Here is a 26,407-nt window from a genome sequence, read left to right on the forward strand (position 1 = left end):
CCACGAATGCTCGCCCCCGGACTATCGCAGCGGCGCCATCCGTATCGAAAACGCGCCATCATTTGCCGAAGACCCGCGCGCCCTTCGTTACGTTCCGCGTGCGCAATTTCCGATGCGGCAAGGTCGATCAACCCTGCGACGCCTGCGTGCCGCCTCCGGTTGCCGAGTGCGCCTCACGCGATGCCGAACGTCGATGATCAATCAGGCCAACCGCAATGGCGGCGACGAGCGCGGGCAAGCCAATCGCCATGAAGTTCTGCTCGAGCGACAGTCCGAATTCCACCAGGATGCCGATCACAATCGGCGCAAGAATGGCGCCGCCACGACCGACACCCAGCGTCCAGCCGACTCCGGTCGAACGGATCGCCATCGGATAGAACTGGCTGGCATACGCGCAGTTGACGATCTGGGTTCCGATGGTCGTGGCGCCGGCAAGCCCGACCAGTACGAACGACCACACGGTCGGCACGTCGTAGCCGAGCATCGTGATCGACGCCGCGGCAAGCAGATACATCAGGACCAGCACTCGCTTGGCCTGGAACGTATCCGCAAGCCAGCCGCCACCGATGGCGCCCATCACCGCCCCGAAATTCAGAACCAGCACGAAGGTCAGTGCGGAACCGAGGCTGTGCCCGGCGTTCGCCATCAATTTGGTCAGCCACGAGCTGAGCGCATACACCATGAACAGGCACATGAAGCAAGCGATCCAGAACATGATCGTGCTGAATCCCCGGCCGTCGGCAAACAGATGCCGAACCGGCGCACTGTCGACCTTGTCTGCGCTCGGCACGCGATATTGGTCGCCCGGCTCCGGTTGGTAAGTCGGATCGAGTTTCCCGGCGATGTACGCCAACTCCTCCTTCCTGTCGCGCTCGATCAGGAACGGCATCGACTCGGGCATCCATTTCAGGATCAACGGGACCAGCAACACCGGCACACCCGCGGCGATGAACACGGATTGCCACCCGCAATGCTCGATCATTTCCTTGCCCATCATCGCGGCCAGCATGCCGCCGATCGAATAGCCGCTGAACATCACCGCGACCATCGTGTTGCGAATCCGCCGCGGTGCGTACTCCGTCATATGGGCAATGACATTCGGCATCACGCCCCCGATGCCGACACCCGCCATGAAGCGGGCGGCGCCGAACAGGAAGGGCGTCGTCGCCAATCCGGCGGCGGCGGTGAAGACGCTGAACAGCGTCAGGCAGACGGCGATGGCCCGTCGGCGGCCCATCCGGTCCGCAATCGTGCCAAACACGATGTTGCCGAACATCATGCCGAATAGCGCGGAACTCATCATGAAGCCGGCCTTCGCCGGATTGACGCCCATCTCCTTCATGATCGAAGGCAAGGCGATCCCGGCAACGGCCAGATCGTACCCGTCGCACACGATAATCAACGCGCACCAGAAAAGAACCATGTAATGCAAGGGACCGAGCCTGGCGCCGTCGGCCAGCGCATGCAGATTGATCTGACGCATGAACATCATCTCCTTTTGTCTCGCAGGACCTTGTCATCGCAGGAACGCGGGCTTCGACAAACCGGCGTTTCCGACGACCTTTTTAAAGGCCCACGGATAGCTTTCTTGTTTTGAATGCGGGTATTGAAAACGCGACGCTTTCCGGCACCGGCGCGTCGTCACGTTCGCCGTCTCGGCGGGCCGCGGAAGGGCGGATGTATCGCGGGCGGGGCACGTGCCAAGGGGGAATCCGTATAATGCTCAATGCTTTTGGCGTTGAGCCCTGTCCGGGCATCCGGGTCGCTCGCCGCGACCGAGCGTCGCACACGGTCCCATCATTCCCGGAACATTTGCGGGTGACTATCGCGGTTGCGCCGCCAGTATCAGAAAAGCGCCATTTTTCGTTGTCCGTGACAACGAGCGGCCCGCTACCAGGAGCCCGATGATGAACGGCCACCTTCCCTGTCCACCCCCGCCGACGTTGCATTTCCCGCCGCTCTTGCCCGGTAGTGATATTCCGCGTGGCGCGCTGCTGTTCCAGTCCGACGATCTGGAGCACGCACGCACCAGGATCGGCCGCATCTATCGTCCATATCGGTTCACGGCTGGCGAACGCCGCACGATGCCCGTCACGATGTTCAAGCTCGACGGCAACGGCATGGCGCTGACGTGGTTCGCATACGGCACCGACATTTCGATCCAGCCCGAGATCTGCGGCGATTTCGCGCTCGTGCTCACCACGCTCGCGGGACACTCGGAAGCCCGGAGCGGCCGGGTCGAACAGGTGGGCGGCACCGGATCGACGGTGCTCGTCGCGTCGAATGCGCGGTCGGCATTCCGCTATAGCGCGGACAACGTGCAACTCGGCGTGCGCATCGACGCGGGCCGCATCGCGGACATCTGGCGCAGCATCGCGGGGCGCGAGCCGCCGGCCGCGCTTCCCGTGCCGGCGCTGTTCGATGCGCCGCGTCGCGACCGCTGGCTCGCGTCGGTTCAACTGGTCAGGCAGTTGCTCGATCCCGACACGCCGGCCGCGCTCAGAGCGATGCAACTCCCGCGGGCGGAAGAAATCCTGCTGATGAGCCTGGTCGGCGAACAGCTGACCGATGCGCTGCCTGCGGAAGGCGGCATTGCATCCGCCTGCGTGAGACGCGCGGTCGCGTTCATCGAGGAACACGCTGAGCGACCGCTGACGCTGACCGACATCGCGACGGCATCGCATTGCAGCGTCCGCACGCTGCACCGTGCATTCCAGCAATGGCGCGATGTCGGCGTCATGCGTCATCTGAAGGACGTGCGTCTGCGGCGCGTGAGAATGGCGCTGCAGGATCCGGATGAAACGGCCTCGGTCACCGATATCGCGACGCGCTGGGGATTCGCGCATCTCGGGCAGTTCGCCACGGACTACCGGAAAGCGTTCAACGAACGGCCGTCGGACACGCGCGCGAAGCGCTAGATGTGAACGATGAAACGCAAACGCTTCAGTGCAGAGCAGATCGTCGCAGTGCGATCAGACCTGTAGGGCAGGGCTGCCTCTCATCCGAATCCTGGCATTGTCGGTCTTACGCTTCGGGATGTGCAGAGGTACGCGATCTGGCTTCCAAGGAGGGCTACGATCCTGTCCGTCCAGGTAGAGTAGCCACATGGACCTGGCTGCCGGCGAGCATCTTGTTCGCTCGGCGCACAAACATCCAGTGCCAAACCCAGAGGAAAACCGCAACTCCGCTGGCGATGTAGCCAATGGTATCGGGTATTAACGAAAGAACCTGAGCAAGACACCACCCGATGCCGCTGATCCGGCCGAACGAGCGCAAACCCGACAGAGCCGGATTGATACGAGACTCCGCCTCCAGGGACTTCGCAACGTTGGAAATAATGAAGAAGTCCTCGATGAAGTTGTATGGCAAGAGGAACATAAACCAGACGCTGTTGGGTTCGGCCACACGCGATCCTCGGTTGACCGATTTCAGGGTGGTCCTGAGGTCGCTCGCGTAGGCATAGACCAGAGCCAGGAAAACTGCGATGACGACGATGCCACCGACTGTCCCAAGCATCTCTATTTCGCTGAGAACGCCTCCGTCTTCCGTGGGATAGATAAGGGGATAGGCGAGCCCAAAGGCAATGGGGATGCTCAGAATGGCTTTGAGAATGGTCCGTGCAGTTGTGCTCATGTGTATCGGATGGAATAGGTGCGTTGTCACCGGCAGCATAGCGAACGATCATCCTCGCTGTGCGACTTTGTCCTGGTATATGCCGCCTTCTCTCGCGACTCTAGCCGAATCGGTGTCTTCGATTGACTCGACCCGTTCGATGGCAGCAATGTAGCCCGCTGGGAGGTGCGCCTCTTGTGCGCCGGCCAGCACGGGTCGTATCCATAGCCGGCGCGTTCTGGTTTGTCGAGCACACTGCGTTTCGTGCCCTCAATGGCGTAAAGGAACTCGATTTTCGGGGGCAATCTCACCGGCGGATGCACCATCCGCGATGGCGTCTCTCTCCGGGACATTTCTCGACGTACAGGGCTGTCCGGAAACACGATCCGGCGATGGCTTCGAGGGCCATCGACAGGCGAGCAAAAGTATCCGAAACGCGCCAGCAAAAGCGTCATCGACGCGTAGGCAGAACAACTGCGTCAGTGATTGATTGCAGACACACGTCGGCCGAAACGGGATCGGCGGACAGCAACGCAGATGTACGAGGAGCAGGAGCGGGATGAAAGTCCTCAACGCGGTGCGTTCGTGCCTAAGTCATTCGAATATGGGGACGCATTCCCGTTTGACTGGAGCTGCGAATACGTCTTCATCTGCGGGTTGCGTTGGCGAATTGACGTAGCGCACGTAAAGCTCGCGGCAAGTCCAGCCCATCCAACCCCAAATATTCCGCATTGACTTCCTATCTTTCGATATATATCTTTAGATATGTTTTTCGACATATAGGACTCGATCATGCGACACAGTCACTTCCGCGGCCACGCCCGTTGCGACGGGTACGGTGCGCAATCCGCCCCGGCCTGGTTCACCGGTTTATGGCACGCGATCGGCCGCCATCGCCGCGGCCGCGATCCGTTCGGCGGCGGCGGGCCCTTTGGCGGCGGCCCCGGCGGTTTCGGGGGATTCGGCGGCGACGACGCGATGCCGCGCGGCCGCCAGTTCAGCGCCGACGACCTGCAATTGATGCTGCTGGCGCTCCTCGCCGACCAGCCGAGCCACGGCTACGAGCTGATCAAGGCGCTCGACACGCGCTCGAACGGCTTCTACAGCCCGAGCCCCGGCATGGTCTACCCGGCGCTGACCTACCTGGAGGAGGTCGGCTTCGTCGCGTCGCAGGCGGAGGGCAACCGCAAGCCCTACGCGCTCACCGACGCCGGCCGCGCGCACCTCGACGCGCAGCGCGAACGCATCGACATGCTGTTCGCACGCCTCACCCATCTCGCGCGCAAGATGGAATTCATGCGCCGCGCGTTCGCCGGCGAAACGGCCGGCGAAACGACGGACGAGTCGCACGGCGGCTGGCTGCCGGAGTTCGTCGAGGCGCGCGTCGCGCTGAAGCATGCGCTGCTGCACAGGAGCGGCGCGTCCGCCGACGAGCAGCGCCGCATCGCCGCGATCCTGCGGCGCGCGACCGCCGACATCGAAGGCCGCACCGGCGAGTAAGCCGCATCGTTTCAGCAAGGAGCGCAGATTGATGCAACACAACCCCGACCTCACCGTGACGCGCGTGCGTCACCCCCTCAAGTTCCGCCTGCTGCAGGTCGTGCGCCTTCACGCGGTGACGCCGCACCTGCTGCGCGTCACGCTGAGCGGCCCCGATCTCGCGGATTTCGAATCGGCGTCGTTCGACGATCACGTGAAGGTGTTCCTGCCGCCGCCCGGCGCCGAACGCCCCGCACTGCCGTGCCTGGGCCCGGACGGCCCCGTGTTCCCCGACGGTGAGCCGAAGCCCGTCGCGCGCGACTTCACGCCGCGGCGCTTCGATCGTACGAAGTGCGAACTGGATCTGGAATTCGTGCTGAACCACCCGGGCCCGGCGTCGCAGTGGGCCGCGCAGGCGCGCGTCGGCCAATGGCTCGCCATCGGCGGCCCGCGCGGTTCGTTCGTCGTGCCGACCGGTTTCGACTGGCATCTGCTGATCGGCGACGACACCGCGCTGCCGGCCGTCGCCCGACGCCTGGAAGAGCTGCCCGCGGGCTCTCACGCGGCGGTCGTGCTGGAAGTCGCGGACCCCCGCGCGCAAATCGCATTCGACACGCGCGCGGAACTGCATGAGATCTGGCGTTTCCGCGACGAAGCGCAGGCCGGCGGCGACGCGCTACTGGACGCCGTCCGCGACCTGCCGCTGCCGACGGGCGATGGCTACGTGTGGGCGGCCGGCGAAGCGCTCGCGATGCGCGCGGTACGGCAGCATCTGACCGGCGAGCGGGGCGTCGACAAGGCGCGGATTCGTGCGGCGGCTTACTGGAAGCGCGGCGCGAGCGCGGTGCACGAATCGCTCGACGACTGACGCATACGGGCAGCCGGCGACGGGCAGCCGGCATACGGGCATCCGGCGACGGGCTCCCGAAATTCGGACTCCCGACACAAGCGTTCCGGCGTCCGGCGCGCGGACAGCCTGGCATTGGCGCGGCGGCTGGTATATACCTACGTCTGCGACGCCGCCGTCAGGCAGTCGACGCTGTCCGCCCCAGGAGCGCCCGGTCATGACAAATGAAAACCATGCTGCGCCTTTCCTTCGTCACCTGAAAATTGCCGGCTATTGCGGCCTCGCGGCCGTCGCGCTTGCGCTGTTCGTCGCGATGTGCGCGATCCTCAACGAAAGCGCGCTCGAGCGCGACGCCGCGCGGCAGCCGGCAGACACGGCCGAGCTGCACGGCGGCGCTGCCCCGGCGGCGGCCGAATCGGCCAGAACGCCGGGCTGACCGCCCCGGCCCGATCCTTCCCGGTTACGGCGTGTGCAGACGCCCCATCACCACCGCATGCACCGACTCGCCGATGCGTTCGAGCATCGCCGTGACGGGTCGCGCATACAGGTGCGCGGCCAGCGCGCCTGCGGTGCCGACCAGCACGCCGCCCGCCATGTCGAACGGCCAATGGACGCCGACATAGATCCGCCCCCACGCGATCGCGGCGGCCATCGCCGCCATCACGAGGCCCGTCACGCGCGTCGCGCCGCCGAGCAGCATGCCGACCGCCACGCTCCAGACGAACGTCATGTGATCGCTCGGAAACGAGCCGTCCGGCGCATGCGGGATCAACTGCGTGCCGACGCCGGCCATGAACGGCCGCGGCGAGAACCAGAAATGCGACAGCACCTGTGCAAGCGCGAGCGCCACGCACGCGCCGACGCCGGCTTCGATGGCCTGGCGCCGCGTCGTGCGCACGCCGAACAGCCAGGTCAGCAGCACCATCGCCGGAATCGCATAAACGAGCCAGTCGGCGGCAAAGATCGCGAGCTTCGCGACGCCCGGTTGCGGCGCCGTGCCGGCATTGATCGCGGAAAAAAGGGTGAGATTGAGGTTCTGCATGTATCGGGAGACGTGGGGCGGGAATGCGCGACCGGTCATCCGGTCACGTCCGATGCTAAGAGCGGCTCGCTTAAGCAATGCTTAACGAGGGCCGGCATCGCGACGGGCGATGCCCGGCCATCCGGCCGCAAGGACGCGCTTAGAGCGTGCTTTGCAACACAAGTTCACACAATTGAAATATTTCGCGCAGAGCGTTTCCCGTAAAGACTCACCTTGCACCCCGAAAAAGCTCACCTTCGGTCACATCGCGGCGTCATCGACACCCGCGATGATCGGTGCGCTGAGCGCCCATCGGGCTATTTGCGCCGTTCGCATCAACATTTGCGTAGTCAATTCATCGATTCGTGCAACAATTTATTCCAGTTGCGGCATCGCACAACGACGGCGCGCAGGCATACGATTACGTGCACTCATCAACGAAGCCGATCAACAACAAGGAGTCCGCATGAAACCCAGCGATGTCCGATCGAAAGCGTTTGCGATGCCGTTGACCAGCCCTGCCTTCCCGATGGGCCCTTACCGTTTCGTCGATCGTGAGTTTCTGATCATCACGTATCGCACCGATCCGGACCGTCTGCGCGAAATCGTGCCTGAACCCCTGCAGGTCACCGAGCCGCTCGTGCATTACGAATTCATTCGCATGGCCGACTCCACCGGCTTCGGCGATTACACCGAAAGCGGCCAGGTGATCCCCGTCGAATACAACGGCCAGCCGGGCAGCTACACGCTCGCGATGTACCTCGACGACCATCCGCCGATCGCCGGCGGCCGCGAGCTGTGGGGCTTCCCGAAGAAGCTCGCGTCGCCCACGCTGCAAGTGAACACCGATCACATCCTCGGCACGCTCGACTACGGCAAGGTGCGCGTCGCGACGGGCACGATGGGCTACAAGCACCGCGAGCTCGACATCGCCGAGCAGGCCAAGCGCCTTGCCAGCCCCAATTTCCTGCTGAAGATCATTCCGCATGTCGACGGCACGGCGCGCGTCTGCGAGCTGGTGCGCTACTACATGCAGGATATCCAGATGAAAGGCGCATGGACCGGCCCGGCCTCGCTCGAGCTGTCGCCGCATGCGCTCGCGCCGGTCGCCGACCTGCCGGTGCTCGAGATCGTCGAGGCCCGGCATATCGTCGCGGATCTGACGCTCGGGCTCGGCGAAGTCGTCTACGATTACCTCGCGCAGTAACTTCCGCCGTCCTTTTCCACCCCTTGCACCTTTTTCACCCTTGATTACGGAATCCCGAACATGAGCAATCTGAATGGCAAGACCGCAGTCGTCACCGGCGCCGCAAGCGGCATCGGCAAGGAAATCGCACTGGAGCTGGCGAAGGCGGGCGCGGCGGTGGCGATCGCCGACCTGAACCAGGACGGCGCGAACGCCGTGGCCGAGGAAATCAAGCAGGCGGGCGGCAAGGCGATCGGCGTCGCGATGGACGTGACGAACGAGGACGCCGTCAACAGCGGCATCGACAAGGTGGCCGAAACGTTCGGCTCGGTCGACATCCTCGTGTCGAACGCGGGCATCCAGATCGTCAACCCGATCGAGAACTATTCGTTTGCCGACTGGAAGAAGATGCAGGCGATCCACGTCGACGGCGCGTTCCTGACCACCAAGGCGGCGCTCAAGCACATGTACAAGGACGATCGCGGCGGCGTCGTGATCTACATGGGCTCGGTGCACTCGCACGAGGCGTCGCCGCTGAAGTCGGCCTACGTGACCGCGAAGCACGGGCTGCTGGGGCTTGCGCGCGTGCTGGCGAAGGAAGGCGCGAAGCACAACGTGCGCTCGCACGTCGTGTGCCCGGGCTTCGTGCGCACGCCGCTCGTCGACAAGCAGATTCCGGAGCAGGCGAAGGAACTCGGGATCAGCGAAGACGAAGTGGTGAAGAAGGTGATGCTCGGCAACACGGTCGACGGCGTGTTCACGACGGTGCAGGACGTCGCGCAGACGGTGCTGTTCCTGTCGGCGTTCCCGAGCGCCGCGCTGACCGGCCAGTCGTTCATTGTCAGCCACGGGTGGTACATGCATTGACGTCCCCGCCCGCCTAAAGGCGGGCAATTCCCACGACTGGCGATGCACGTCCGCGTCGGAGAATGTTCAACGCAGCGTTGGTATCTCGATCATGCACGACACCACAGCCACTGCAGGTCCACTCTCTTATTCTCAGTCCCGCGATACCTTTCGGCCGCGTCGTGCTGTCTTTCGATCCGCACGCCGAACAGGACTGGGTCGAACCGCTTTCGTCCACTTCCTCGAACGTGGCTCCGTGCGCGATCGCCTTGTAACGGAGCTTGTCCCGGAAGGACGACCAGGCTGCGTCGTAGACGCTTTTCGCCATCCTGGTTCTGGCGAGTTTCGCGGCCGACACGTTGCCGACCGCGATGTAATCGAAGCGCCGCACCAGATCGAGTGCGAGCTTGTGCTGGAAATCGGCGCGGGCATTCGCCACCTTGGCATGCAGCTTCGCGATATGCCGCTTGTGCTTGCGCGCCCGTTGCGCTGTCGCGAGCTTGTCGGCCGCGCGTCGGCCGAACCGGTCATTCGGCAGCTTCTCGCCGGTCGAAAGTGTGGCGAAGTCTTTCAGGCCGAGATCGATGCCGACGCCGGAACGGATCGGGCGCGCCGGAACATCGGGTATCTCGATCACGATGTTGAGGAACCAGTTGCCGCGCGCATCCTGCGCGAAGTTGGTGCCTTCCTTGATCTTGCCTTCAGGAAGCGGGCGACTATTGAACACACGGAAGGTATTGCCGGCAAAGCGAAACGCATCGCCTTCGCGCTTCAGGTCGCGGCCCTTCAGCGGCACCCAGCCCAGCGATTTCCGGCCGCGATAGCGCAGGTAAGGACGGCGGTGCTGGCTGCGCGACTTCGCGTACCGCTCGCACGTCGCGTTGACCGTGCCGGAATGGATGCCGAGTGCCTTGCTGCTGCCGGTCGTCAGCACGTTCAGGTCGAAACCCGTCGGCCACGTCTTGCGCCACTTGAGCGCGTGCTTCTGCGTGTCATTGCAGAAGTTCCACACGTAGTTCACCGCTCGGCTCTGCTGATTAAGGAGTCCGTTGAGCGACTTCACCCGGTAGCGATAGACAAGGATCATGCCGGCCATCCTAACTCGTGGAAGAAGCTGCCTGTCAAGCGCACTCCTTTCCTTCCCGCCATCAATGGCGGGGTTTCTCGGAGCAAAGTATGGTGAAACCGCACGCCCGCACCGAAAGGCAGGCCGTCGATGCGGCGGACCTGCATCACGAGGCCGGCGCGCCGGTCGCCGCCCGCACGCTTCCCTACGAGACGATCGCACTCGTGCTGCAGGGCGGCGGCGCGCTCGGCGCCTATCAGGCCGGCGTGTTCGAAGGCTTGCACGAAGCGGGCATTCCGCTCGACTGGATCGCGGGCATCTCGATCGGCGCGCTCAACACCGCGCTGATCGCGGGCAATGCGCCCGAGCATCGCGTCGAGCGGCTGCGTCAGTTCTGGGAAACGATCTGCCAGCCGGCGTTCTTTCCGGCGGTCCCCGCGGCATTCGAGTTCGCGCTGTTCAACAGCATCGACCAGATCCGCACGTTCTTCACCGCATCGCAAGCCGCGAGCGCGATGATGCAGGGCCAGCGGGGCTTCTTCGCGCCGCGCTTCCCGCCGCCTCTGCCGGGCGTGTCCGATCATCCGGACAAGGTCAGCTGGTACGACACGTCCGCGTTGCGCTCGACGCTGCTCAAGCTGTGCGACTTCGACCGCATCAACTCGGGCGAGACCCGCGTGTCGGTCGGCGCGGTCAACGTCGGCACCGGCAACTTCGTCTATTTCGACAACGCGCGCATCCGCCTCGAGCCGGAGCACTTCATGGCGTCCGGCGCGCTGCCGCCCGCGTTCCCGCCGGTCGAGATCGAAGGCGAGTACTACTGGGACGGCGGCGTCGTGTCGAACACGCCGCTGATGGAAGTGCTGCGCGCGCGCCCGCGCCGCGACACGCTCGCGTTCCAGGTCGACCTGTGGAGCGCGCGCGGGCCGCTGCCGCGCTCGCTGGCCGACGTCGCCGAGCGCACGAAGGACGTCCAGTACTCGAGCCGCACGCGTTTCGTCACCGATACGCTGCAGCGCGAACAGCGCTATCGCAACGTGCTGCGCCAGGTGCTCGACATGGTGCCGGAGGAGCAGCGCAAGACCGATCCGTGGTGCATCGAGGCGGAAGCGATGTCGTGCGGGAAGAAATACAACATCCAGCACCTGATCTATCAGCAGAAGGCGTACGAGCATCACTACAAGGACTACCAGTTCGGTCTGTCGACGATGCGCGACCACTGGGCCGCGGGGCTCGACGACATCCGCAAGACGCTCGCCGTCAAGGACGGCCTCGCGTTGCCCGTCAACGACGCGGGCTTCGTGACGCACGACATTCACCGCAGGCGGTGACGTCGTGCCCGGACGGACCGGCGCACTGCCTGCGCCGGTCCGTTTCTCTTTCCGAATCCGACATGCCGATTTTCATTGCCCTGTTCGCGCTCATCGCTCTCGCATGGGGCGCGGTTCATACGTTTCACGTGATCGCCGCGCGGTTCGGCGAGCCGGTCGCGGTGGCCGCCGCGGTGCTTGCCGCCGCGCTGCTGACGGCGCTGGTCGTGTGGTGGGTCCGACGCCGCCGCGACATCGCGCCGAACACGAAGGAAGAAGGCTGGACCCATGTCGTGCATCGCGCGTGGGGCGAACTGCGCGTGTCCGCGACGCAGGGGCTGCTGTGGCTGTCGCACGACGGCGCGGACGGCCGCTATACGCTGTCGCAGCTCGACGGCTGCCAGGCCGCACCGATCGGCGGGCGCTGGCATCTCGTCGTGCAGGTCCGCGATGCCGCGCGCGGCGAATGGAAGCTGCCGATGACGGACAAGCGTGACGCGCAGCGCTGGGCGCGCGTGCTCATGCTGGCGCGGGACAACCGGCTGTGACCCGGTGCGGGCGGCACTGAATCACGATCCCGCAAAAGCTCACCTTTGGCGCGCATCACGCGACGCCGTCGTTCGCCGTGTCGTTCAGATGCGCGAACTCATCCGCGAGAAAGTCGACGCACACGCGCACTTTCGCCGACGTCGCGACCCGTTGCGGATAGACGGCCCACACGTTCGCGGGCTGGGTTGCGTCCGGCAGCACGCGACATAGCGCGCCGCGCGCGATCAGCGGCCCCGCTTCCCAGATCGACCGCAGCACGACCCCGCGCCCTGCGAGCGCCCATTGCACGGCGACTTCGCCATGATTCGTCGACAGCGCGCCGCCGACCTTCACGGTCTGCGTCTCGCCGCGCACGTTCATGCGCCACACGCCGAGCGGATGATCGCGCTCCTTGATCGCGAGGCATTCGTGCGACGAAAGGTCCGCGAGCGTGCGCGGCGTGCCGCGCCGCACGAGATAGGCGGGCGACGCGCACAGCACGCGATGGTTCGACGCGAGCCGGCGCGCGATCAGGTGATCGGCGATCTCGTCGCCGATCCGGATGTCGAGGTCGAACCCTTCGCCCGCGACGTCGACGAGCCGGTCGAACAGATCGAGCCGCACGTTCAGTTGCGGATAACGCTCGGTGAACGCGAGCAGCGCCGGCGCGACGACGTGCCGGCCGAAGCCGAAACTGCTCGAGATGCGCAGCGTGCCGCGCGGCACCGTGCGCGTGGTCGACACGTCCTCGACGAGATGATCGACGTCGTCGAGAATCTTCTCGGCACGCGCGAGCACGCGTTCGCCGGCTTCCGTCACCGCGACACGGCGCGTCGAGCGGTGCAGCAGCCGCGTGCCGAGCTGCGCTTCCAGTTGCGCAACGCGCTTGCTGACATACGCGGGCGACACGCCGAGCTGCTCGGCCGCCGCACTGAAGCTCGTCAGGCGGACGACGACGCTGAATACGCGCAGGTCGTCCAGGTTCGGCGATTTGTTCACGATTCGTGGAAAGTCGATTAACTATTTCGGTGATTTTAATCCGAACGGAAACAAATAGAATGGGGGTGTCCGCTGCTGCGCGCGTGATCCGCGGCGGCCCGAATCGATCTGGAGGAGCATTCGCATGAGCGACAGGATTTACAAAATCGCCGTCATCCCCGGCGACGGCATCGGCCGTGAAGTAATGCCCGAAGGCTTGCGCGCGCTCGACGCGGTGACGGCCCGCTTCGGCATCCGCTTCGACTTCACGCACATCGAATGGGCGAGCTGCGACTACTACGCGCAGCACGGCCGAATGATGCCGGAGGACTGGAAAGCGCAGCTGATGGGCATGGATGCGATCCTGTTCGGCGCGGTCGGCTGGCCCGCGACGGTGCCCGATCACATCTCGCTGTGGGGTTCGCTGCTGAAGTTCCGCCGCGAGTTCGACCAGTACATCAACCTGCGCCCCGCGCGCCTGTTCGACGGCGTGCCGTCGCCGCTCGCCGGCCGCCGCGCCGGCGACATCGACTTCATGATCGTGCGCGAGAACACCGAAGGCGAATACTCGTCGGTCGGCGGCACGATGTTCGAAGGCACCGACCGCGAGGTGGTCGTGCAGCAATCGATCTTCACGCGGCACGGCACCGAGCGCGTGCTGAAGTTCGCGTTCGAGCTCGCGCAGCGGCGCGCGAAACGCCTGACGGTCGCGACGAAGAGCAACGGCATCGCGATCAGCATGCCGTGGTGGGACGCACGGGCGGCCGAGATGGCCGAACGCTATCCGGACATCGTCTGGGACAAGCAGCACATCGACATCCTGTGCGCGCGCTTCGTGCTGCAGCCGGACCGCTTCGACGTCGTCGTCGCATCGAACCTGTTCGGCGACATCCTGTCGGATCTCGGCCCCGCATGCACGGGCACGATCGGCATCGCGCCGTCCGCGAACCTCAACCCCGATCGCGCGTTTCCGTCGCTGTTCGAGCCCGTGCACGGTTCGGCGCCCGACATCGCGGGGCAATTCATCGCGAACCCGATCGCGATGATCTGGTCGGCGGCGATGATGCTCGACTTCCTCGGCAACGGCGCCGGCCGCGAACGCGACGCACACGACGCGATCGTCGCCGCGATCGAGGACGTGCTGCGCACGGGGCCGCATACGCGCGATCTCGCGGGCAGCGCCGGCACGCAGGACGTGGGCGAAGCGGTCGCGGCGCGGATTGCGGGATGACCGGTGATGGGCTGGGCGACGCTGCGCCGTATGCAACAGAGGTGAGGTGATCGGCACGACGCGCCGCACGCTTGGCGCGGTGACGTGCCGATCTTGCACATGGGTGAGATGCACGGTGTATCGACGCGCACCGACGGGTGCTTCCGTTCGACCGGAATGCGGCCCGCGGTGAGAAACACGGCGTGCGGATACGCACCACCATGCATTTCGGCAGCGTCACATCGCGTATTCGCACTGAACGCGACCGGTGAACAGCACGTCGTGCCGGTGCGCCACCGAAGCGACTGATGCGATGGCGTTTTCACCCGCTCCCGAAAACGCTCACCTTGAACGAACCTGCTCCCGCATTTCCTCACCATTCGATCGCACAGCCGCCGCGTCCGACTGTGCGACGCGCTTACAGACCGAGATCGGACAGGCCCGGATGATCGTCCGGACGGCGGCCGAGCGGCCAGTGAAAGAGCCGGTCCGCTTCGCGGATCGGCATGTCGTTGATGCTCGCGTGGCGATGCGCCATCAGGCCGTTGTCGTCGAACTCCCAGTTCTCGTTGCCGTACGAGCGGAACCAGTTGCCGGCATCGTCATGCCATTCATACGCGAACCGCACCGCGATGCGGTTGCCGTCGAACGCCCACAACTCCTTGATCAGCCGGTAGTCGAGCTCGCGCGTCCATTTCCGCTGCAACAGCCCGACGATTGCGTCGCGGCCGGTCACGAACTCCGCGCGGTTGCGCCAGCGGCTCTGCGGCGTATAAGCGAGCGACACGCGTTGCGGATCACGGGTGTTCCACCCGTCCTCGGCGGCGCGGACCTTCTGTCGCGCCGTCTTCAGCGAAAAGGGCGGAACGGGCGGGCGGACTTCGGCTGATTCAGACATCGTTTTCTCCAGTCAGGGTTCGGCCGCGCAAAGCCGCGGCCAGCTTGCTACCTCGACGGCCGCGACACGGCGTCGAGCAACAGTTCGGCAGTGGCGCGCGCATCCCGGGCGGCCGTCGCATCGCCGCTCACGAGCGCCACGCCGATCGCGCCGTCGATCAGCACGAGCCACTGGCGCGCGACGCGCGCGAGCGTGCGGCGCTCGATCCCCGCGTCGTCGGCCAGCGCGTCGAGCCGTTCGCGCACGAACGCCAGCAATCGCGCCTTGTGCGCCCGCGCGACGATCCGCACCGGATCGTCGGCGTCCGCGATCTCGCCCGACGCGTTCAGGAACGCGCATCCGTGAAAATCGGGCTGCAAGAACCAGTCGCGCAGTACGTCGAACATGCCGAGCAGCTGCGTGCGCGGCGTCTTGCCGCGCGCGAGCGTCGTATCGACGAACCAGCGCATCCAGCGTTCGTCGCGGCGTTCGAGCGCCGCAACGACCAGCGCCTCCTTCGATTCGAAGTGCGAATAAAAACTCTTGCGCGCCGCGCCCGACCGTTTCACGATCGCGTCGACGCCGGTTGCGTGGATACCGCCCGAATAGATCAGCGCTTCGGCCGCATCGAGCAGACGGTCGCGCGCGCCCGGTTCCCCGGGCTGAGGTTCGTATGAGGTCATGGTCGGTCAAACGGATCTGTGATGGTTCGAGTTGATGGGTTTACTGTAGAACGATCATTCTCCCTCGTCAAGCAAAATGCAGAACGATCGTTCCACCACAACATGCATGCGACGGTGGTCGTGCGTCGAAGCCGGTCCGCAATCTTTACGACATTTTTTCTTGATGCCGACATTCGCGACTCACTACACTGCGTGCACCTTGTTGGGCCTGAGGATGTCATGCCGCATTCCGAACCCGCACGTCGCACCCGTACCTACGCCGCTTACGCGAAGCAGCTCGACGAGCGCGTCGTGCTGAGACGTTTCGATCCGCGCATCGACTCGTACGAGTCGCTGACCGCGCTGCTGCAGCGTGCCTTCGCGCCCCTCGTCGCGCTGGGCTTTCCGTACCCGGCCGCCGACCGTTCCGCCGCCGGAACGCTCGCGGGCGAGTGCTTCGTCGCGCTCAGCAAGGGACATCTGGTCGCGACGCTGACGATGCGCCCGTCCGATCCCGATTCGCCGTGCGATCCGTATCGCAGCCGCCGGGTCGCGACGATCCGCGAGCTCGCGGTCGATCCGGTCTGGCAGGCGCACGGCATCGGCCGGTCGCTGCTCGCGTTCGCCGAGCAGTGGAGCGCGTCGCACCGGGCCAGCCATCTCGCGCTCGATGTGCCGCAAGAGGCCGGCCGGCTCGTCGCGTTCTGCGTCGGCGAAGGCTTCCGGCCGATCGACGTCATGCGCTTCGCGGGCCGCGGGTATGACAGCGCCGTGCTTTGCAAGCCGATCGGCGCGACGAACCGCACCGCCGCGATGCACGGCGCCGTCGCGATCCGGCCCGTTCGCCGGCAAGCGGCGTCATCATGAAGCGCGACCCGCTCCCGGGACGCGACTCGTCCATCCCGCCCAACCCACCCGTCTCGCCGGACGAAGCCGCGCGGCTCGCGCTGCGCAACGCGCGCCTTCGCGCCGCGATCCGGCTGCGCGGCCTCGCGAAGCTGGCACTCGTCACGATTGCCGTCGCGCACCTGCTGACGCTCGCATTCGAATTCGCGCTCGTCTCGGCGGGGTTCGCGCCGGAGGCCGCGACGCTGCTGCTGTTCCGCTTCATGTCGTGCGCGCTGGTCAGCTACTGGCTGCAGGCCGACGCACAGCGCGCATACCGCCATGCGCTCGAACACGGGTTCGTCGCGTTCGGCGGTCCCGACGAAGAGCCGGTCCGCATCGCGCCGCGCTGTCCGAAGCGCTGGCTCGTGCTCATCAACCTGCAGCTCGATCCGCACTGGATCGAGAACAAGCCGCTCCGCTAGCGGCGCGCGCCGCGTTATGCATGCGTTGAAATGAAACAATCCATTCGATGCAGGCCGGCGGCGCCGGCCTGGGAGGCAGCGTGATCGGCAATGCCTGCGCACAGGTCGGCGTGTTCCTGTTTGTTCTCACCTTTCTGGTCAAACCGCTCGGGACAACCATCGCCCGTATCGCGCTCGGCGACCTGCCGGGGCCGCTGCGGCGCGTCGCCGCCATCGAACACGCGATTTACCGGCTGGCGGGCGTCGCCCGCGACGAGGAAATGGACTGGAAGCGCTATGCGGTCGCGCTCGTCGCATTCAACGCGCTCGGCGCGGTTGCGCTTTACCTGCTGCAGCGCATCCAGGTCTGGCTGCCGCTCAATCCGCAGCACTTGCCGAACGTCGAGCCGGGGCTCGCGTTCAACACGGCCGTCAGCTTCGCGACGAATACGAGCTGGCAGGCGTATGCGGGCGAGACGACGCTCAGCCACCTGACGCAGATGCTCGGCATCGGCGTGCAGGCGTTCCTGTCGGCGGCGAGCGGGATGGCCGTCATGCTTGCGCTGATTCGTGGGCTCGTGCGCCGGGGCAGCAAAACGATCGGCAATGTCTGGATCGACCTGACGCGCATGACGCTCTACGTGCTGGTTCCGCTGGCGGCCCTGTTCGCGGCGGCGTTCATCGGGCAGGGCGTGGTGCAGAATTTCACGCCGAATCGCGACGTCGCGATCGTGCAGCCGTACCGCACGACGCCCGCCTCGAACACGCCCGCGCAAACGGCGCAGTTGTCTGTCGTCAACACGCAGACGCTGCCGATGGGGCCCGTCGCGTCGCAGGAATCGATCAAGCTGATGAGCGGCGACGGCGGCGGATTCTTCAACGCGAACTCCGCGCATCCGTACGAGAACCCGACACCGTTCGCGAATTTCCTGCAGATGCTGGCGATGCTGATCATTCCGGCCGCGCTCTGCCACACGTTCGGCACGATGATTCAGGACCGCCGGCAGGGATGGGCGATCTACGCCGCGATGCTGACGCTGTTCGTCGCCGCCGCCGCGATGGCGATCCGGGCGGAGCAGGCTGCCGGTCCGGCGCTGAATGCGCCCGGCATCGATACGGTCGCGTCGGCGAGCCAGCCGGGCGGCAACATGGAAGGAAAGGAGACGCGCTTCGGGATCGTGTCGTCGGCCCTGTACGCAACGGTGTCGACGAGCAGCGGCGACGGCGCAGTCGATGCGATGCACGATTCGTTCACGCCGCTCGGAGGCCTCGTGCCGATGGCGCTGATGCAGACCGGCGAAGTCGTGTTCGGCGGCCCCGGTTCGGGCCTGTACAGCATGCTGATGGTGGTACTGCTCGCGGTGTTCGTCGCCGGGCTGATGATCGGGCGCGCCCCCGAATACGTCGGCAAGAAGATCGAAGCGTACGAAATGAAGATGGTGTCGATCGCGATTCTCGCGACGCCGGCGATCGTGCTGGTCGGCACCGCAATCGCGGCCGTGACGCCGGCCGGCGTCGCCGGACTCGGCAATCCGGGCGCGCACGGCTTCGGCGAGATGCTCTACGCGTTCTCGTCCGCCGCGAACAACAACGGCAGCGCGTTTGCGGGCCTGTCGGCGAACACGACGTTCTACAACACGTCACTGGCCGCCGCGATGTGGTTCGGCCGCTTCACGGTCATCGTGCCGGTGCTGGCGATCGCGGGCTCCCTCGCGGCCAAGCAGCGACGCGCGGCCGGCGCCGGCACGCTGCCGACGCACGGGCCGCTGTTCGTCTGCATGCTGCTCTCGACCGTGGTGCTGGTCACGCTGCTGACGTTCCTGCCGGCGCTCGCGCTCGGCCCGATCGCCGAGCATCTTGCGATGACGGCCGGCCGGTGACGCTTCCGTGCCCCCGGCCGATGCCGCGCCGCGAGGCGCGACGACGCACGCAATGCAGGGAACGCGTTCAGGCCGTCCAGTCGAGAATCACCTTGCCGCTTTCGCCGGACAGCATCGCCGCGAAGCCCTGCTCGTAATCGTCGACGGCATAGCGGTGCGTGATGATCGGCGACAGGTCGAGACCGCTTTGCAGCATCGCGACCATCTTGTACCAGGTCTCGAACATTTCGCGGCCGTAGATGCCCTTGATCTCCAGCCCCTTGAAGATCACCTGGTTCCAGTCGATCGCGGTCTGCGCGGGCGGAATGCCGAGCAGCGCGACCTTGCCGCCGTGGTTCATCGCCTCGAGCATGCTCGTGAACGCGCTCGGCACGCCGGACATCTCGAGCCCGACGTCGAACCCTTCGGTCATGTGCAGGTCGGTCATCACGTCGCGCAGCGACTCGCGCGCGACGTTGACCGCGCGCGTCGCGCCCATCTTGCGCGCCAGTTCGAGCCGGTAGTCGTTGATGTCGGTGATCACGACGTTGCGCGCGCCGACGTGCTTCGCGATCGCGACGGCCATGATGCCGATCGGGCCGGCGCCGGTGATCAGCACGTCCTCGCCGACGAGGTTGAACGACAGTGCCGTGTGCGTCGCGTTGCCGAACGGGTCGAAGATCGCCGCGAGATCATCGGAAATCTCCGGCGGAATCTTGAACGCGTTGAACGCGGGAATCGCCAGGTATTCGGCGAACGCGCCCTCGCGATTGACGCCGACGCCGATCGTGTTGCGGCACAGGTGCCGGCGCCCCGCGCGGCAGTTCCGGCAGAAGCCGCAGGTAATGTGGCCTTCGCCGGACACGCGATCGCCGATCGCGAAGCCGCGCACTTCCTGCCCCATCTCGACGATCTCGCCGACGTATTCGTGACCGACGTGCATCGGCACGGGAATCGTCTTCTGCGCCCAGTCGTCCCACTTCCAGATGTGGATGTCAGTGCCGCAGATCGCCGTGCGGCGGATCTTGATCAGCACGTCGTTGTGCCCGACCTCGGGGCGCTTCACGCGCGTGAGCGACAGGCCGGGACCGCGTTCGAGCTTTGCAAGTGCTTTCATGGGCGGTCTCCGTCAGACGATGCCGAGCGACTTGCCGACGCGCACGAACGCGGCGACCGCCTGGTCGATCTGTTCGGGCGTATGCGCAGCGCTCATCTGCGTGCGGATGCGCGCGCGCCCGCGCGGCACGACCGGGAACGAGAAGCCGATCACGTAGACGCCTTCGGCGAGCAGCGCATCGGCCATGTTCGTCGCGAGCTGCGCATCGCCGAGCATCACCGGGATGATCGGATGCGCGCCCGGCACCAGCGTGAAGCCGGCCTCGGTCATCTGCTGGCGAAAGCGCGCGCCGTTCTCGCGCACGCGCTCGCGCAATTTCGCACCTTCGTCGCTGCCGAGCAGCTCGAGCACCTCGAGCGACGCCGCGGCGATGCTCGGCGTGAGCGTATTCGAGAACAGGTATGGGCGTGAGCGCTGGCGCAGCAGCTCCACGACCTCCCGCCGCGCGGCGACGTAGCCGCCCGAGGCGCCACCCAGCGCCTTGCCGAGCGTGCCGGTGATGATGTCGATGCGCCCCTCGACGCCGCAGTATTCGGGCGTGCCGCGCCCATGCTTGCCGATGAAGCCGACCGCATGCGAATCGTCGACCATCACGAGTGCGCCGTAGCGGTCGGCCAGATCGCAGATGCCCTTCAGGTCGGCGATGATGCCGTCCATCGAGAACACGCCGTCGGTCGCGATCAGCTTGTGGCGCACGCCCGCCGCGTCGGCTTCCTTGAGCTTCGCTTCGAGATCCGCGAGGTCGTTGTTCTTGTAGCGATACCGCTGCGCCTTGCAGAGGCGGATGCCGTCGATGATGCTCGCGTGATTCAGCTCGTCGCTGATCACGGCGTCTTTCTCGTCGAGCAGCGTTTCGAACAGCCCGCCGTTCGCGTCGAAGCAGCTCGAATAGAGGATGCTGTCGTCGGTGCCGAGGAATGCGGCAAGCGCGCTTTCCAGCTGCTTGTGCACGGTCTGCGTGCCGCAGATGAAGCGCACCGATGCCATCCCGAACCCGTCCTGGTCGAGACCGGCCTTGGCCGCGGCGATCAGGCGCGCATCGTTGGCCAGACCGAGATAGTTGTTCGCACAGAAATTCAGCACGCCGGCGCCGCCGGCGAGCCGCACGGCTGCCGCCTGCGGGCTCGCGATCTCGCGCTCGGTCTTGTAGAAACCGTCCGCGCGGATCTGGTCGAGCGTCCCGCGCACCTGGGCGAGAAAGGCATCACGCATCGCAAAGCTCCTGACATGAATCGCAACCCGCCGGCCGCCGCTCGTGGCGGCGGCCCGGCAGCCTGCTACTGTTATAGTCGGTCGTTCGGTTGACCGCTCTTTTCCGTTATTCCGAACTAAAATTCGAAATACCGAACAACTCTAAGCGAACGGAATTCAAATGGCAAGCTCCTCCGGTTCGCGGCGCACACCCGCCGAGGCCGCACCGCCGCCGGCCGCCGCGACGCCGCCGCGCGTCGGCGAACAGATCCAGCGCCTGCGCAACGAACGCAAGCTCACGCTCGACGACCTGTCGCGCGCGGCCGGCGTGTCGAAGTCGATGCTCTCCGAGATCGAGCGCGACAAGGCGAACCCGACGATCGCCGTCGCGTGGCGGCTGACGAACGCGCTCGGCATCACGCTCGACGAATTGTTCTCGCAGCCGAAGTCGCAGGAGACGATCCGCGTCGACGGTCCGCACGACATCCCGACGCTCGCCGGCCACGACGGCCGATACCAGCTGCGCGTCTGGGGCCCGATCGATCTCGCCGGCCGGTTCGAGTGGTACGAACTGACGCTGCCGGGCGGTGGCGCGCTCGTCTCGAACGCGCACGAGCCAGGTACGCGCGAGCACCTGACCGTGCTGCAGGGCACGATGGAAATCGAGGCCGCGGCGGCCGTGCGCCGCCTGAAGAGCGGCGATACCGCACGCTACCCGGCCGACGCGCCGCACGCGATCCGCAATCCCGGCAAGGCCGAAGCGAGAGCGTTGTTGATCGTGATTCATCGCTGACGGGCCGTCGAGTCAGCCAAACGGCCAGTTGCGGAAAATACTGTATGTTTGTACAGTATACGGACATTCCGATATGCGTCGGCCAGAGTGCGAAGCATGGGGCCACCCCAGGCGCTAAAGCGCCCACTCCGGCCGACCGCAAAGCATGGGGCCGGCGTAAGGCGCTATAGCACCAACTCCGGCCGACAGGAGCCTGCGATGACCGAAGAACAAGATTTGGCCGCGCTCAGCTTCAAGGCTGCTGCGCATGACCTCGAACAGATCGTTCGGCATATTGCCGGGCGCTACATCCGGCAGCAGGTGCCACTGACGTGGCGCCTGCTGCACGCGATCGAAGCCGAGGCATTGGCGGATCTCGGGTTTGCCAGCCGGCACGAGGCCGGCATGCGTCAATTGTTCGAACGGCCGTCGGACATGACGTTTCCCGAAACGGACGACCCGACCGACTTCGGCAAGTCCAACGCGCTGCCGGCCGTATTCTCGTTCGCGGTCATCGCGTATGAGGCCGCGGCAAGCAAGCGCGACGTGCGTCCCCCGTCCGTCAAAACCGCGCGCGTGGCCAAGGGTTGGCGCGGCTGATTGCGGGCCGGGCGCGGCTTGCCGGCAACCGTCGATGCGGTCGAGTGAGTGAGCGCCATGCAGTGCGGCGACGGATGCGCGTCCCGTGTGTCGAGCCTTTCCGCTCATCCCGCCCGGGGTTTGCAAAAAGAGCTACCATGCACGCAACTAACGGAAAAATTAACATGTCCCTTCCTTCATCCACGCACACGCCATTGCCAACGGAAGAAAAGGATTTGTTCGACCGTCACGCATCGGACTGGATCGCATCGCCCGAAGCCGCGTTCGACGCATGGCTTGCCATGCAGGACTACCGCCAGTCGTCCGCCGACGTCTATCGCGCGCAGTGGGGGGCGTTTCTGACCTGGCTGCGCACGCATCAGAAAAATCTCGCATCGGTCGACACCGCGTCGATCGCCCACTTCGTCGGCGAGCTGCCGATCAAGAAAACGCAGCGAATGCGCTACTTGAGGCTGATCGAGCGCGTGCTCGATCATATCCGGCGCAGCGAATTCGGATCGACCAACCCGGCACGCTTCATTGCTCAGGATGGCGAAGCGACCTGGCGCAAGGCGCGCGACAACGAGCCGACCGGCTTTCTCGCGCCGGCCGAGCGCGCGAAGCTGCTTGCCTACCTGTTTTCACCGATCGGCGTAACCGGCGCCGCGCACTGGAAAGAGCGTCGCGACCGCGCGCTCGTTGCCGCGTTTCTCGGCGCCGGCGTGAAGACCGGCGAAGCCCGCGTGCTTACGATTAGTTGCATCAACCCGGGCGGCATGTCGCTGCAGATTCCGTCGACACATCCCGATTTCGCACGGGAAACGCACCTGGCGTCATTCGCGATCGCGCTGTTCGATGCGTGGCTCGCGGAACGCAAGCGTCAGGACATTCCGGGCGACCTCGTCTTTCCGGCATCGCACGTGGGGCGTCCGATGCACAAGGCGACGATGTTGCGCGCAGTCGACGCAATCGTCGAAGCGGCAGACATCGCGACGTCGCGCACCGCGCGCGCAAGCCCGCAGACCTTGCGCAACACCTATGCCGCGGAATTGTTCGAGAACGACGTGCCGCCCGAGCGGGTCGGCACGTGGCTGGGCTTCGTGCAGCCGATCTCGTCGAATCGTCTGCACCGTGCGTGGAAAAACTGGCGTGACAGCCTGATCGAGGGTGAGGTGCCGTCCGAGCCCGAATCTCACTGATCCGGATCTTGCCGGACGCAGCCAGCGATGTGTGAGCGCCTTGCGCAGCAGGGCCTCACCGTTTCATCGATCCCGGAAAACCTCACCTCAAGCCTCCCGAAAAACCTCACCTCTGACTGTGCGTCCGGATTGAACGCGGTCAATTGCTTCCAAAACGGGTGACGGCTTCGAAGCGCGAGGGCCACGAGCCTGATGCGTATTCACACTCCGGGCACGACACTTCGAAACCCTCATCCGTGTGAGACAACTCCGGTTCGCCGTCGCAGTGCGGACACTGGTTCGGCACGGGGATATCGGAGTCCAGTGCCGTGCCGATCACTGTGAATGCGTCGGCGTCGAGCTTGCCGGCATCGGCCAGGCGCCGGATCAACCCGGCAATTTCCGGATTCATCCCGCGATTCGCACGCAGCGTGTTCATTTCGCGCGTCGCCGCGGCCAATTCGTCGCTCTGGCTGCGCAGTTGTTCCTCGAGGCGGTCCGCGCGAGTCTTCGCAGCACTCAATTGCTGCAGAAAATCGAATTCCTTGCGCTGCACGTCACGCAGCCCGGCCTGATACGTCGACGCCATGCTGCGCAACGAGTCCAGCTCGACCAACATCGGCTTGACCCGGCGCTCGGCCTCGGCCACCGCATCCTTGATCTGCTGCGCGTAATGCTCGGTTCGTTGCTGCAACTCGGCTTGCAGCGCATCGATGCGGTCGCGCAGCGCGGCGTTCTGCGTCTGTTCGGCATCGACGCGGCCGGTGGCCGCTGCCAGATCCTTTTCCAGACGGTTGACTGTGGTGAGCAGCGTGGCCTCGTTTGCCGAACCGTGGGTGTTTTGGGACGCTAGCTGAACTTCGAGCTCGGTCACCCGCGCCTGAAGCTGTTCATTGCGGGTTTCGCCGCGTGCGATGGCCGCTTCGAGCGTTTCCTGGCGAACGGCCGCGTCGCGCAACTGCTGTTCAGCCTGCGCGACGTCGGTGCGCACCTGTTCACGGTCCGCGTCGAGACTGTCGCGTGCAACTTTCAGTGCTTCTTCATAGAGTGTGCCGAGCAGCGCACCGGCTTTTTCCTCGACGGCCTTCGGAATCGCGGCGCCTTCCAGACGAACCTTCGATGCCGAGCGGATCCGCTCCCAGAAATGGTCGATGTCCTTCGGAATGTCGCTGGCACTGCCGGTCTGGGTGAGATCGCGGACATTGGCGGCTGACGGCCGGATGCCGAGATCGAAAAACAGCCGCTTGCACGCATGCAGCGACAACTCCTGGCGTCGTGCGCCGGCAGCGCGCAACGATTCCAGCTCTTCTCGGATGACTTGACGCATCTCGTCCAGGGTCATGACGTCTCTCACAAGCATTGAGTGTCGCAATCATAACGAAATACGTAGTGATTGATACTGATTTTTGACAGACGTTGCGAATTTGCGTCGATGTGCACAGAAAGCGCTGCTATGGCCGTCTGTGACCGACGAAGGGTGCAGATTCCGTGAAACAAAGCGAAGAAAATGAGCTAAGCGATTGTATCGAAAGCGTTTTTTAACCAATACCGAAAATTCAGCGTTGTTTCACATGACGGCAGGTCCCAAGGATCGGTGGGTATTGGGGTAAGGGGTGTCTGTGGAAAACTCCATCCCCGAAGTGTTGAGAGTAATAGAAGTAAACACCTTTGAACCCTTAGTTAAAAACGTTAACGCCACGGCACAGCCTTATGTAGCAAGGGTTTCAGACCGGAAAGGTGAAGCTTTACGGGAATCAAGGTGATCTTCTCCGGGAGCTTACGTGATGGGGTTCGGGGGGCTGCGTGAGCCCTTGCAGGAAAGGTCGTGAGCGGATTCAGGACCACAGTGAATCACAGGATTTTCCAAAGGTGAGGGTTTTCGGGGCTTCACAGCCACGAAACGCCTGCTGTGCCTGAGAGCACAGTTTTTTGCCTGTGAGGGTGTCGGTGAGCCTTTTCGGGACCTTCGTTTCCTGCCGATTCTGCCCTTCTTTTAGGCAATTTGGATGAAAGGTGAGATTCCACGGGATTCCACACAGTTTTGATGTGAGGACATCCGGGACGCGAACGCGATTTTGCACCGCAAAAGTCCATTTGTGGACCTGTGATCCCCAAAAGGTGAGTGTTTTCGGGAGCAAAACGGCGGATTCCCCGGCCGGATCGGCTTGAGGTGAGCTTTTTCGGGGCGTGAATGAAGAATGGCCTGTAGACCCAAAGGTGAGCGTTTTCGGGAACGGTATTTGCTCGAAAAATGGTCAATGGTGAGGTTTTTCGGGAGCTGTGAGCGTCCACTTCCGCTGAAATCCCCGCCGGCACTGGATGGTGAGCCCGTTCTCACAGGCGTTTTTTTGGCAAAGGTGAGATTTTTCGGGGCTCGTCACGCAGCTGTCGTACGAATGGGCGCTGTGGATAGGTGAGGCTTTTCGGGGGCTGCTGGCATTGGGGCGGGCATCGGAAAATCTCGCTAAGTATCGGAGAGCATTGGGTTTTTTGAAACCGCGGAGGTTACGGTGAGGTTTTTCGGGAGTCGTCCGAATGTCTGCTTTCGTGGCGTTTTTGTCGGTAAGGTGAGGGTTTGCAGGAGGCGCAAACGGTCGATCCCGCGCGCGACGGGCGTTCGCCACAGATCGGCCACCAGGGCTGTGGGGGGCGAGGGTGAGAGTTTTCGGGAGCCTTTGACGATGGTGCACTGTACAATGCGCGCCCGGGCTGTCGAAGCAGGGTGGCGATGGGCATCGAAACACGCACAGGCCATGCCGGATCTGGTCGTTCATGCGCCGAATGCGTGTGTCTGTCCGGA

The 26,407-nt window shown here is 64.7% G+C and carries 25 protein-coding genes and 1 pseudogene; 16 read left to right on the forward strand and 10 right to left on the reverse strand.

Annotated features, from left to right (window positions below; genetic code table 11):
* Nucleotides 1-127 precede the first annotated feature (127 nt).
* Complete coding sequence (locus HWX31_RS24565) at nt 128-1,483, reverse strand: MFS transporter (protein ID WP_174960742.1); 1,356 nt, start codon at nt 1,481-1,483, stop codon at nt 128-130.
* A 424-nt stretch (nt 1,484-1,907) separates the two neighbouring features.
* Between HWX31_RS24565 and HWX31_RS24570 the strand changes: the two genes are divergently transcribed.
* Nucleotides 1,908-2,918: an AraC family transcriptional regulator gene (locus HWX31_RS24570; protein ID WP_174960744.1), complete on the forward strand. Its 1,011-nt coding sequence runs from the start codon at nt 1,908-1,910 to the stop codon at nt 2,916-2,918.
* A gap of 154 nt (nt 2,919-3,072) precedes the next feature.
* Here the strand turns inward: HWX31_RS24570 and HWX31_RS24575 are convergent, their stop codons facing one another.
* Nucleotides 3,073-3,633, reverse strand: a complete 561-nt coding sequence (locus HWX31_RS24575) for a hypothetical protein (RefSeq protein WP_244143838.1) — start codon at nt 3,631-3,633, stop codon at nt 3,073-3,075.
* 270 nt (nt 3,634-3,903) lie between these two features.
* On the opposite strand from HWX31_RS24575, the pseudogene HWX31_RS35415 reads away from it, so the two are divergent.
* The 4 genes and pseudogenes from HWX31_RS35415 to HWX31_RS24590 all read left to right on the forward strand — a co-directional run.
* Nucleotides 3,904-4,320, forward strand: a pseudogene (locus HWX31_RS35415) (IS21 family transposase); the annotation flags it as partial.
* A gap of 84 nt (nt 4,321-4,404) precedes the next feature.
* Nucleotides 4,405-5,112, forward strand: coding sequence for a PadR family transcriptional regulator (locus tag HWX31_RS24580; protein ID WP_174960748.1), 708 nt, complete (start codon nt 4,405-4,407; stop codon nt 5,110-5,112).
* 31 nt (nt 5,113-5,143) lie between these two features.
* Nucleotides 5,144-5,959, forward strand: a complete 816-nt coding sequence (locus HWX31_RS24585) for a siderophore-interacting protein (protein ID WP_174960750.1) — start codon at nt 5,144-5,146, stop codon at nt 5,957-5,959.
* Nucleotides 5,960-6,155: 196 nt separating this feature from the next.
* Nucleotides 6,156-6,374, forward strand: coding sequence for a hypothetical protein (locus HWX31_RS24590; protein ID WP_059613710.1), 219 nt, complete (start codon nt 6,156-6,158; stop codon nt 6,372-6,374).
* Nucleotides 6,375-6,398: 24 nt separating this feature from the next.
* Here HWX31_RS24590 and HWX31_RS24595 read toward each other — a convergent pair whose 3' ends face one another.
* Nucleotides 6,399-6,980: an undecaprenyl-diphosphatase gene (locus tag HWX31_RS24595; RefSeq protein ID WP_059615358.1), complete on the reverse strand. Its 582-nt coding sequence runs from the start codon at nt 6,978-6,980 to the stop codon at nt 6,399-6,401.
* Between the two features lie 445 nt (nt 6,981-7,425).
* Between HWX31_RS24595 and HWX31_RS24600 the strand changes: the two genes are divergently transcribed.
* Together HWX31_RS24600 and HWX31_RS24605 are read left to right on the forward strand one after the other, a co-directional pair.
* Nucleotides 7,426-8,166 (forward strand): acetoacetate decarboxylase, encoded by a 741-nt coding sequence (locus tag HWX31_RS24600; protein ID WP_059615360.1) that lies wholly within the window; start codon nt 7,426-7,428, stop codon nt 8,164-8,166.
* Between the two features lie 60 nt (nt 8,167-8,226).
* The gene (locus HWX31_RS24605) at nt 8,227-9,012 is read left to right on the forward strand and encodes a 3-hydroxybutyrate dehydrogenase (protein ID WP_174960752.1); all 786 of its coding nucleotides are present in this window, start codon (nt 8,227-8,229) and stop codon (nt 9,010-9,012) included.
* A 13-nt stretch (nt 9,013-9,025) separates the two neighbouring features.
* On the opposite strand, the gene HWX31_RS24610 is transcribed toward HWX31_RS24605, so the two are convergent.
* A complete protein-coding gene (locus HWX31_RS24610; protein ID WP_174960880.1) occupies nt 9,026-10,078 on the reverse strand; it encodes an RNA-guided endonuclease InsQ/TnpB family protein in 1,053 nt (350 codons plus the stop codon).
* A gap of 92 nt (nt 10,079-10,170) precedes the next feature.
* Here HWX31_RS24610 and HWX31_RS24615 point away from each other — a divergent pair, with 92 nt between their 5' ends.
* Nucleotides 10,171-11,388 (forward strand): DUF3734 domain-containing protein, encoded by a 1,218-nt coding sequence (locus tag HWX31_RS24615; protein WP_059610655.1) that lies wholly within the window; start codon nt 10,171-10,173, stop codon nt 11,386-11,388.
* 62 nt (nt 11,389-11,450) lie between these two features.
* Entirely contained in the window at nt 11,451-11,915 is a 465-nt protein-coding gene (locus HWX31_RS24620) for a hypothetical protein (protein ID WP_059653326.1), read from the forward strand.
* 55 nt (nt 11,916-11,970) lie between these two features.
* Here the strand turns inward: HWX31_RS24620 and HWX31_RS24625 are convergent, their stop codons facing one another.
* Nucleotides 11,971-12,894, reverse strand: a complete 924-nt coding sequence (locus tag HWX31_RS24625) for a LysR substrate-binding domain-containing protein (protein WP_174960754.1) — start codon at nt 12,892-12,894, stop codon at nt 11,971-11,973.
* A gap of 124 nt (nt 12,895-13,018) precedes the next feature.
* On the opposite strand from HWX31_RS24625, the gene HWX31_RS24630 reads away from it, so the two are divergent.
* Nucleotides 13,019-14,104, forward strand: a complete 1,086-nt coding sequence (locus HWX31_RS24630) for a tartrate dehydrogenase (protein ID WP_174960756.1) — start codon at nt 13,019-13,021, stop codon at nt 14,102-14,104.
* A 397-nt stretch (nt 14,105-14,501) separates the two neighbouring features.
* On the opposite strand, the gene HWX31_RS24635 is transcribed toward HWX31_RS24630, so the two are convergent.
* Together HWX31_RS24635 and HWX31_RS24640 are read right to left on the reverse strand one after the other, a co-directional pair.
* Nucleotides 14,502-14,981, reverse strand: a complete 480-nt coding sequence (locus HWX31_RS24635; protein ID WP_174960758.1) for a nuclear transport factor 2 family protein — start codon at nt 14,979-14,981, stop codon at nt 14,502-14,504.
* Nucleotides 14,982-15,028: 47 nt separating this feature from the next.
* Nucleotides 15,029-15,643, reverse strand: coding sequence for a TetR/AcrR family transcriptional regulator (locus HWX31_RS24640; protein ID WP_174960760.1), 615 nt, complete (start codon nt 15,641-15,643; stop codon nt 15,029-15,031).
* A gap of 219 nt (nt 15,644-15,862) precedes the next feature.
* Between HWX31_RS24640 and HWX31_RS24645 the strand changes: the two genes are divergently transcribed.
* From HWX31_RS24645 to kdpA, 3 genes are read left to right on the forward strand one after another with little or no spacing between them, the layout of a single operon-like run.
* A complete protein-coding gene (locus HWX31_RS24645) occupies nt 15,863-16,489 on the forward strand; it encodes a GNAT family N-acetyltransferase (RefSeq protein WP_174960762.1) in 627 nt (208 codons plus the stop codon).
* Entirely contained in the window at nt 16,486-16,932 is a 447-nt protein-coding gene (locus HWX31_RS24650; protein WP_174960764.1) for a hypothetical protein, read from the forward strand. The genes HWX31_RS24645 and HWX31_RS24650 overlap by 4 nt, the downstream gene beginning before the upstream one ends.
* Nucleotides 16,933-16,979: 47 nt before the next feature.
* Nucleotides 16,980-18,791 carry a potassium-transporting ATPase subunit KdpA gene (kdpA, locus tag HWX31_RS24655; RefSeq protein WP_174960766.1) on the forward strand — a complete coding sequence of 604 codons (1,812 nt, stop codon included), beginning with the start codon at nt 16,980-16,982 and terminating at the stop codon, nt 18,789-18,791.
* A gap of 67 nt (nt 18,792-18,858) precedes the next feature.
* Here the strand turns inward: kdpA and tdh are convergent, their stop codons facing one another.
* Entirely contained in the window at nt 18,859-19,887 is a 1,029-nt protein-coding gene (gene tdh, locus HWX31_RS24660; RefSeq protein ID WP_059610648.1) for an L-threonine 3-dehydrogenase, read from the reverse strand.
* Nucleotides 19,888-19,899: 12 nt separating this feature from the next.
* On the reverse strand, nt 19,900-21,099 hold the full coding sequence (locus HWX31_RS24665) for a glycine C-acetyltransferase (RefSeq protein ID WP_174960768.1): 1,200 nt from the start codon (nt 21,097-21,099) through the stop codon (nt 19,900-19,902).
* A 160-nt stretch (nt 21,100-21,259) separates the two neighbouring features.
* On the opposite strand from HWX31_RS24665, the gene HWX31_RS24670 reads away from it, so the two are divergent.
* From HWX31_RS24670 to HWX31_RS24680, 3 genes are all read left to right on the forward strand, one after another.
* Entirely contained in the window at nt 21,260-21,871 is a 612-nt protein-coding gene (locus tag HWX31_RS24670) for a helix-turn-helix domain-containing protein (RefSeq protein WP_174960770.1), read from the forward strand.
* Nucleotides 21,872-22,069: 198 nt separating this feature from the next.
* Entirely contained in the window at nt 22,070-22,450 is a 381-nt protein-coding gene (locus HWX31_RS24675; protein WP_174960772.1) for a DUF2471 family protein, read from the forward strand.
* Between the two features lie 164 nt (nt 22,451-22,614).
* A complete protein-coding gene (locus tag HWX31_RS24680; protein WP_174960774.1) occupies nt 22,615-23,628 on the forward strand; it encodes a tyrosine-type recombinase/integrase in 1,014 nt (337 codons plus the stop codon).
* A 139-nt stretch (nt 23,629-23,767) separates the two neighbouring features.
* On the opposite strand, the gene HWX31_RS24685 is transcribed toward HWX31_RS24680, so the two are convergent.
* Entirely contained in the window at nt 23,768-24,949 is a 1,182-nt protein-coding gene (locus tag HWX31_RS24685; RefSeq protein ID WP_174960776.1) for a DNA-binding protein, read from the reverse strand.
* Nucleotides 24,950-26,407 lie beyond the last annotated feature (1,458 nt).

It is taken from the genome of Burkholderia ubonensis (assembly GCF_902833085.1).
Lineage (GTDB): Bacteria > Pseudomonadota > Gammaproteobacteria > Burkholderiales > Burkholderiaceae > Burkholderia > Burkholderia ubonensis.